Source organism: Halovivax sp., assembly GCA_007119345.1.
GTDB lineage: Archaea > Halobacteriota > Halobacteria > Halobacteriales > Natrialbaceae > Halovivax.
Genome location: SKPV01000069.1, coordinates 1 through 8,280, shown reverse-complemented (window position 1 = coordinate 8,280; position 8,280 = coordinate 1). Strand labels below are relative to the sequence as shown.

Below are 8,280 nucleotides of genomic sequence, written 5' to 3'. Positions count from 1 at the left end.
GCCGCTCGCGCGCCTCGAGCCCGACTCCGTGGACCGATCCCGACGCTCCCCGACCGAAGCCGAAGGAACGCACTTCCGCCTCGAGTTCCGTCTCGACGGCATCCACGGTCGCCCCGTCCGCGGCGAGCATCGTCCTCGCCGAGCGCAGCGCGCTCTCGACGGCGACGTGCGCTCGCCGCTCCCAGCCGCCGTCGGTGCCGGGGACGAGCGTCCTGACGAGTCCGGCCCGGTACCCCGACGGCTCGCGGGGCGCCAGTTCGAGGACGAGGGGCTCGCCGGAACGGAGCGGCTCGTCCGGTCCCGTCGCGCCGTCACCGTTCGCCGGCGGACGGGGCTCGGCCGGCGAGCCGACGGTCTCGACTCGCGTGGACCCGGCCGGGACGGCGCCCGATTCGACGACCGCCACGTCGGCGAGCCGTCGGAGGCGCTCGGCCGTCAGGGGCGCGCCGTCCCGGTGGAGGCGACCGTCCTCGACCGTCGCGCCCGCCAGCACCGACGCGGCTCGATCGAGGCCCGCGCTCGCGGCCGCTTGCGCCCGCTCGATTCGCTCGACCGCCGCCGCCGTCTTGATCGCCCGCGCCCGGTCGAGGGCGTCGCTCGAGGCGAGCTCGAATCCCGCACCCTCGAGGTAGAGCGCCGCGTCGTGGGGGATCGACGGCGGCGCGAGAAGCGTCCCGGACAGCCCGCGATCGCACAGGGCGACGGCGAGGCGCTCGGCCGGATGGCGATCCGCATCGGCGGCGAGAGCGAACTCGGCGTCGGGGGTGACGGCCGCGGCGATCGTCGACCCCGCGTCGACGGTGGGAGACCCTCGGGCGCGGAGGTAGTCCAGACCGGGATCGGACGGCGAGCCGGCGTGGACGAAGGCGTCGGCGCCCCGGTCCGCGAGGGCCGCTCGGATCGGTTCGATCGCCGGCGCCGTCACGGCGCTTCGGCTTCCGGCTCGGCCTCGGGCTCGCTCTCGAGGGGTCGCTGGGCCTGCTCGACGAGCTCGTCGATGTCGGCGCCCGTGATCCGGTTGTTGAGCAGGACGTCGATCGGGAGCGTGGGCGCCCCGTCGACGAGATTCTCGAGGAGGACGAGCCGCTCGCGGGCGCGCGACATCCCGACGTAGAAGACGCGGCGCTCGTTGTCGGTGAGGACCGGGACGGGCGAGGTGGTCTTGGTGAACTCGTCGACGCCGGGGACGTCCTCGGGGTCGTCGACGGAGGCGACCATCTGCTCGACGACCTTCTCCGTTAGGTCGGTGGCGACGAAGACGTGGTCGGCCTCGCGACCCTTCGCGGAGTGGATGGTGCCCACCCGCACCCGGTCGGTGTCCATTCCCTTGTACTGGCCGATGGCGAAGTACGCGCGGACGGACTTCTTCTGGAAGCTGGTCACCTTCCGCAGCATGTCGGCCGCGGACGTCGAGTCCGGCATGAAGGGGACGTGGTCGTCGATCACGTCGGCCGGCACGGTGAGGTCCTCGAGATCGTCGACGTCGGCTTCCTCCTGGAGCTCGTCGATGGCGTCGAAGAGCGCGTCGCGCTCGTTGGTGCCGAACGCCGAGTCCTGGAGCATGTCGGCGAGCCGGCGTGCCTGGAGACCGTCGACGTCCTCGCCGGCCTCGATGGCCTCGACGGCGCGGACGTACTGGGTCAGCCGGTCGGTCCACATCCGCTGGTCGGTCAGGGCGGTGAAGGGGACGCCCTCGGTGATGAACTCGTCGATGAACTGGAACATCTGGTAGCGCGCCCGGAACAGCAGCATGATCGTCCCGTCGTCCTCGACGAGGCTCCGTCGGACCATTCGCACGACGTCGAGCATCGAACCGCCCTGTCGGGCCTCGACGGCTCCGCCTTCCTTCCGCGGGTTGAGGTCCTTGTCCTGGCGGACCTCGATGTGGCTGATCTCCCGATTGACGGCGTTCAGGACGTTCGACGGCAGCCGGTAGGAGTTCGGCAGGATGACGTCGTCGTCGACCTCCTCCTCGAGCAAGAGCGCGGGATCCGCACCCTGCCAGGAGTAGACGACCTGGTCGTCGTCGCCGGCGATCAGCACCCGCTTCACGTGGGGTTTCCACTCCTGGTAGACGTCGTACTGGAGGGTGGTGATGTCCTGAAACTCGTCGATGACGAGGTAGTCGACGCTCGGCACGAGCGAGCGCTGTTTGACGCGCTCTAACATGTCCGCGAAGCCGACCTTGCCCTCCCGGCCCTTGTACGAGCGCCAGGCGCGGATCGCCTCCGGGACGTCGGTCCGGTCGTCGTCCGAGGGCCAGGTCGGGGTGTACTTGTTACCCTCCTGGGCGTTCGGGTCGATCTCCGGCGGCAGGCGGACCTCCTCGACGTTCCACTGGAAGGGGACGTCGTACCAGTCGGCGACGTCGCGGCGGGTTCGCTGGAGCCACTGGCTCGTGGCGATGATCTTGTTGCCGATGGTCGTCGAGCGCGCCGTCCGACGGCCGGCGCCGCTGTACTCGTCCTCGTACTCGATGCCGTACTCCTCGCAGAACTCCTCTTTGTCCGACTCGCCGATGACGTCGCCCCGAGAGAGGTCCAACAGCTCGTACGCCTTCGCGTGCATCGTACAGACGTTGCCCTGCAGCGCGCGCGGCGATTCGTCCAGGCGCTCGGCCAGCCGCTCGCGAACCTCCTGGGCGGCCGCCCGCGTGTAGGAGACGACCAAGATGTCGCGGAACGTGACGTCATCTTCCTCCAGAATTTCGTCGACGTGGTCGAGAAGCGCCGTCGTCTTCCCGCTCCCCGGCCCACCGAAGAGACGGCTGACAGTCGTGTCGGACGTGGTCATTGTCACCGTACATGGTCGCAACCCCCATAAGTGACGTGGGTTTCGTTCGACGGCGCTTCGAGTGAATCAGTCGTCCCCGACGACCCCGAATTCGACCCGGCCGTCCCGAACGGAATCGACCGACGATCCGGCCCGGGGGTTGCAGCCGAGGGGCGAGGTCGAACCGGGGGTTGGATCGACGGACTGGAGCCGTCGAGCCGAGCGGCCGGCGGTCCGGGCGGGGGATCGTCGGTCTCAGTTTCCGCGCGGCGACCTCGCGGTCCGGACGTCGGCGCCGTCGCGGATCTTGTCGGTGCAGTCCGGGCACACCCGGGGATCGTCGACGTCGGGCGGCGTGAACACCCTGGCGTAGGCGTCGGTGACGAACGAGCCGCAGTTCTGGCATTCGGGCATTCGTGCTCTATCGGCCACTGCGAATCTATTGCTATTAGGCATGTCGGTGGCGGAATCTTCGACTCGCCATCCGCCGGGCTTCGAGGTCGCGCACAGCAAAACGTCGCTCGCGCGATCGGTCGGGCGCATCCGCCCGCCGGCACGCTTCCTATCGCGGCGTCCACCCGCAGACGGTACAGGAGGTGGCGGCGTCGTCGTGGAGCCCGCTGCACTCCGGACACTGCTTTTTCAGCCCGTCTTGCTGCCACCCGATTCGCTCGGTGGGGTGGCCGCGGTCCGTCAGGAACTGGTCGAAAACGTCCTCGGCACCGTCTGGAGCTGATGCCATAGTCATGCCATGGCATCACACGCTATTAACCGTTTGGGTGCGGACGCGCGTCTCCGGTCCGATTGCCGAAAAATCGACAGACTGCGGGGTGACGGACGGTAACGAAGGGTTACCGTCGTGGTCGACGGTGAGGGCGATCGGTATCGGCTCGCGGCGGTCGACCCATCGCCTCCCGTGGGCCTCGCTCGGGCTCGTGGTCGCACCCTCGTTCGCCGGTCGCGTTCCTCAGGATCTTGTTGGCTCCGCTCGCTCGATCCTCGCCGCTCACGGCTTCCTTCGGTCGCCGGTCGCCGTTCGCCGTTCCCCCAGGATCTCGTTGCTCTCAATTCCCTTCGATGACCGGTCGCCACGACGCGGTTCTCGACCGCCGGCCTCGAACCGCGCTGCTCGCGGCTCACTCGCTCACGGCTTCGCCGTTCGCGTTCCCGAGGCCGAGCGTCAGCGAGGCCTCGCACCCGTTCCCCGCTCGCGTTCCCGAGGCTCTCGCTCGCTTCGCTCGATCGATCCTCGCTACCCCCTCACTTTTGCCCGTCTCGCCCCAACGGACACGTATGACCGACCTGAGCCTCGACGCGACGCAACTCGATCGCTACTCCCGTCACGTCATCATGGACGAGGTGGGCCCGGAGGGGCAGGCCCGGCTGCTCGACGGTTCGGCCCTCGTCGTCGGCGCCGGCGGACTCGGTTCGCCCGCGATCCAGTACCTCGCGGCCGCGGGCGTCGGGCGACTGGGGATCGTCGACGACGACGTCGTCGAGCGCTCGAACCTGCAGCGCCAGATCGTCCACGGCGACGCCGACGTCGGCCGACCCAAAGTCGAGAGCGCCGCCGACTACGTGGCCCAGCTCAACCCGGACGTGGACGTCGAGACCCACCAAGTGCGGCTCACCGCCGAGACCGTCGCCGACCTCGTCGACGACCGCGACGTCGTCCTGGACGCCAGCGACAACTTCGCGACCCGCTACCTGTTGAACGACCACTGCGCGCTGACCGGAACGGCGCTCTCTCACGGCGCGATCTACCGCTTCGAGGGGCAGATCACCACCTTCGTCAACGACGGCGACGGCCCCTGCTACCGCTGCATCTTCCCGGAGGCGCCCGAACCCGGAACGGTCCCCGATTGCGCCACGACCGGGGTCCTCGGCGTGCTGCCGGGCACCGTCGGCTGCGTCCAGGCGACGGAGGTCGTCAAGTATCTACTGGGAACCGGCGATCTGCTGGACGGTCGACTCCTCATGTACGACGCGATGGGGATGACGTTCGAGACCGTCGAGGTGCGCCGCTCGCCCGACTGTCCCGTCTGCGGCGACGAGCCCGCGATCGAGTCGGTCCACGACGTCGAGTACGAGGGCGGCTGCTCGATCCCGGCCGACTGAGCGGGCTCCGGGTCGCTCGCGGCGCTCGCGTCCGGACACTTATCTGCCTGCTCGATGTGCTCTCGATTGGATGACCGAGACGGTCACGGTGGGACGGAAGGAACTCACCTCCACGGAGGTACTGCGCGAGCTCGACGACGGAAACCGGGTGATCATCGAGGTGGACGTCCTCGGAAAGACGATGCGGATGTCGATCCGCAGAAGCGCGGATACCTACTACTGCGATACGCCGGTGAAGCTGCTGACGTACGATACCCCGGAGGAGATGCGAACCTGTCTCGAGCGGTACCGGTTGGCCGAACCGGGTGCGGATTCGACGGAGGGCGGACCGGGTGCGGATTCGACGGAGGGCGGACCGGGTGCGGATCCGACGGAGGGCGGACCGGGTGCGGATTCGACGGACGGCGAACCGGGGTCGACATCGGCCGACGCCGGACCCGATCGAAACCGCTCGGAGTAACCCTCGACGGCTCCGGTCGTCCCGGGAGTCCCGCTCGAACCCGCGCGCGATGCCGTTTTGGGATCCGTTTCGGGACTCCCGGTACGTAATTACGGTCGGCCCGCCAATACCTTGCTATGGGCGAACCGGACCGACGGATGGAGGAGCTCATGCTCGTCGAGGAGCCGGCCTTCCAGCGGGTGATGGAGTGCGTGTTCGGCGTGCGCGAACACGAGAGTCGCACGTACGTCGTGCTCATCGAGATGCCGGGGAGCACGGTCGGCGAACTGGCCGCGGACCTCGATCGCGACCGGAGCAACGTCAACCGGTCGCTCTCCACGCTCGCCGAGAAGGGATTGATCGAGCGCGAGCGGCGGCTGCTCGACGGCGGCGGCTACGTCTACCAGTACTACCCGATCCCGGTGTCGGAGGCCAAGGAGCTGATGCACGAGGCCGTCGACGAGTGGGCCGAACAGGTCCACGAGCGGATCGAGGAGTTCGGCCCGTAGCCGCCCGAGGAGCGATCGACCGCGCACGGTGGCTGGTCGGGGCGTGGCTGGTCGCGCACGGTGGCTGGTCGGGGCGTGGCTGGTCGCGCACGGTGACGGGCCGGGCCGTGGCTGGCCACCCACAGTGATGGGCCGTCCGCGGTGGCAGGCCGGGTCGTGGTTGCTCCGGCGAGTGGCGACGTCCGAGGTGCGACACTCGTCGCGACGGGGTGTACGTAAAGGCCTACGCAGCGATGTGCGGGCCGTACACGACCGCGGGAGCACCATGCCCGGCGGGATCGATCCTCGTGGTGCATGCAAGCGAACACACCGCGATCGATCGATCGGCGCCGGCTGCTCCTCGCGTTGGGCGCCGGCGGAACCGTCGCGCTCGCCGGCTGCATCGGTGGCGACGACGAGGAGGCGGACGCCGACGACGGCGAGCCGGCGGACGACGGCGACGAAAACGGCGACGACGCCGACCTGCTGAGCCTCGATCCCGGGCCGGAGGGGGAACCGATCTCCGAGGACGACGTACGGGCGCTCGTCTCGGCCTTCGACGACGAGCCGATGAACGCGGCCCAGCAGGAGATCGAGGGCGAGGAGCGGACCTACACGCCCCGGCACGTCTGGAAGTGGGTCGGCGACGAGTCGCTCATCGGGCTCCACTTCGACGAGCCCAATCCCGAGGAGGCGACCGCGCTCGACTACATCACGATCGGCAGGAAAGGGCTGTTCACCGAAGAGAGCCGGCCGGACGAGGAGTTCTCGCACTTCCACCAGCACACCGCCGACGGCTGGGAGGCGGGTCACGGCGGCGACGAGGGCGACGAGGGCTACTGGCTCACTCACATCGCCGTGCGCGAGATCGAGTATCCGTTCCACGACGAGCCGATCGACGCCCGGGTCGACTACGACTTCATGCCGACCCCGCCGCCGGACGGCTCCGAGGGCCACGACGCCGATTGGGAGGCGCCCGACGGCGGCGAGGGCGACCTCTCGGCCGACGAGCGCGACGAACTCGTCGAGATCTTCGACGACGAGTGGACGAACGACGCCCAGCAGGAGGCGAACGGCTACACGCCCTCGCACGTCTGGAAGTGGGTCACCGAGGACGTCTTCCTGTTCCTGCACTTCGACGAACCGAACCCCGAGGAGGCGGAGAACCTGCTCTACTTCGGGATCGGGAAGCGCGGCCAATTCACCGCCGAGGACGTCCCCGCCGGCCAGGAGGACGACTTCACTCACTTCCACAAGTGGGAGGCCGACGGCTGGGAGGCCGGCCACGGCGGGCAGGATCCCGACCAGCACGGCGCCTGGCTCGTCCACCACGCCGTCCGCGAGGTCGAGATGCCGTTCCACGACGAGCCGATCGGCGTCGGCGTCGACCGCGAGTTCATGCCGACCCCGCCGGGGGAGTAGCGACGGATGGACGAGCGAGCGCCGAGCCGACGACGGGTGCTGGCCGGGGCGGCGAGCGGTAGCGCCGTCGCGCTCGTCGCCCTCGCCGGTTGTATCGGCGAGAACGGCGCCGACGATGCGGACGGCGGGGCCGACGCCGACGATGCTGACGACGGGGCCGACGCCGACGATGCGGACGGCGGGGCCGATGCCGACGATGGGAACGACGGGTCCGACCCCGGCGATGCGGACGACGGGGCCGACGCCGGCGAGGCCGAGAACGGGATCGATGAGGCGTTCGTCGACACGACCGGCGAGGACGTCGTGACGGTCGAGACCCGCGAGGGCGCCGAGGACGAGCCGAACTTCGTCTTCGACCCCGCCTTCGTCACCGTCGACGCGGGGACGACGATCGAGTGGGTCAACGCGGACGGCGTCTTCCACACCGTCACGTCCACCGACGATATCGACGATCGAAGCGGCGGCGGCGACGAGTTCGACGCGGCCATTTCGAGCGAGGGCGACACGTTCGAGTGGGAGGCCGACGAGGCCGGCACGCAGCCGTACTACTGCTCCCCGCACGCGGGGTTCATGTACGGCGCGATCGAGATCGAGTGAGCCGCGACGACGGCGGACGAGGATCCCGGGGCCGGCGTCAGCCGCGCTTCTCGAACCGGGCGGTGCCGTTCTGGGCGACGGCGATCCGGTAGCCGTGGTAGGAGAACGAGATCTCGACGTTCGCCTCCGGCGCCGGCGGGTCCGAGAACAGGTTCTCGAGGACGTGATCCATGCAGCGATAGAGCGCCGGTAGCTCGCCGGGCGGGACCCCTTCGAGTTCGGAGACCGCTCGCACGACCTCGACGTTCGGATCCGCCGCGTCGGTGTCCAACTCTCGGGTCGTGAGCGTCGGGCCGTCGTCTCGATCGCTGGAACTCATACACGGTCGTCCCCGTCCCGTCGGTTAGAAGTGTTGCCGACAGGACGAGTTCGGTGACGGTCGAATCGTTCGAACGGTCTCCGCGACATCTCCTTCGCCGCTCCAACCGCTCGTCGCCCGGTTGG

At 69.3% G+C, this 8,280-nt stretch carries 10 protein-coding genes; 5 read left to right on the top strand and 5 right to left on the bottom strand.

The features are described from left to right. From QZT59_RS05090 to QZT59_RS05075, 4 genes are all read right to left on the bottom strand, one after another. The coding region (locus tag QZT59_RS05090; protein WP_290812293.1) for a M24 family metallopeptidase at positions 1 to 925 on the bottom strand (925 nt) is incomplete at its 3' end. After that, positions 922 to 2,793: a UvrD-helicase domain-containing protein gene (locus tag QZT59_RS05085; RefSeq protein WP_290812290.1), complete on the bottom strand. Its 1,872-nt coding sequence runs from the start codon at positions 2,791 to 2,793 to the stop codon at positions 922 to 924. The genes QZT59_RS05085 and QZT59_RS05090, both read right to left, overlap by 4 nt. 234 nt (positions 2,794 to 3,027) lie before the next feature. Beyond that, positions 3,028 to 3,186, bottom strand: a complete 159-nt coding sequence (locus QZT59_RS05080) for a hypothetical protein (RefSeq protein WP_290812287.1) — start codon at positions 3,184 to 3,186, stop codon at positions 3,028 to 3,030. Between the two features lie 148 nt (positions 3,187 to 3,334). After that, positions 3,335 to 3,514 (bottom strand): HVO_0416 family zinc finger protein, encoded by a 180-nt coding sequence (locus QZT59_RS05075; RefSeq protein WP_290812284.1) that lies wholly within the window; start codon positions 3,512 to 3,514, stop codon positions 3,335 to 3,337. A 551-nt stretch (positions 3,515 to 4,065) separates the two neighbouring features. On the opposite strand from QZT59_RS05075, the gene QZT59_RS05070 reads away from it, so the two are divergent. The 5 genes from QZT59_RS05070 (at position 4,066) to QZT59_RS05050 (ending at position 7,836) form a co-directional block, all read left to right on the top strand. Continuing rightward, on the top strand, positions 4,066 to 4,890 hold the full coding sequence (locus QZT59_RS05070) for a ThiF family adenylyltransferase (RefSeq protein WP_290812281.1): 825 nt from the start codon (positions 4,066 to 4,068) through the stop codon (positions 4,888 to 4,890). A gap of 70 nt (positions 4,891 to 4,960) precedes the next feature. Continuing rightward, complete coding sequence (locus QZT59_RS05065) at positions 4,961 to 5,350, top strand: hypothetical protein (RefSeq protein ID WP_290812278.1); 390 nt, start codon at positions 4,961 to 4,963, stop codon at positions 5,348 to 5,350. A 116-nt stretch (positions 5,351 to 5,466) separates the two neighbouring features. Beyond that, positions 5,467 to 5,838, top strand: coding sequence for a helix-turn-helix domain-containing protein (locus QZT59_RS05060; RefSeq protein WP_290812275.1), 372 nt, complete (start codon positions 5,467 to 5,469; stop codon positions 5,836 to 5,838). A gap of 294 nt (positions 5,839 to 6,132) precedes the next feature. Further along, positions 6,133 to 7,239 (top strand): hypothetical protein, encoded by a 1,107-nt coding sequence (locus QZT59_RS05055; protein WP_290812272.1) that lies wholly within the window; start codon positions 6,133 to 6,135, stop codon positions 7,237 to 7,239. Between the two features lie 6 nt (positions 7,240 to 7,245). Continuing rightward, positions 7,246 to 7,836 (top strand): plastocyanin/azurin family copper-binding protein, encoded by a 591-nt coding sequence (locus tag QZT59_RS05050; RefSeq protein ID WP_290812269.1) that lies wholly within the window; start codon positions 7,246 to 7,248, stop codon positions 7,834 to 7,836. A gap of 37 nt (positions 7,837 to 7,873) precedes the next feature. On the opposite strand, the gene QZT59_RS05045 is transcribed toward QZT59_RS05050, so the two are convergent. Further along, the gene (locus QZT59_RS05045; RefSeq protein WP_290812266.1) at positions 7,874 to 8,155 is read right to left on the bottom strand and encodes a HalOD1 output domain-containing protein; all 282 of its coding nucleotides are present in this window, start codon (positions 8,153 to 8,155) and stop codon (positions 7,874 to 7,876) included. Positions 8,156 to 8,280: the final 125 nt, after the last annotated feature.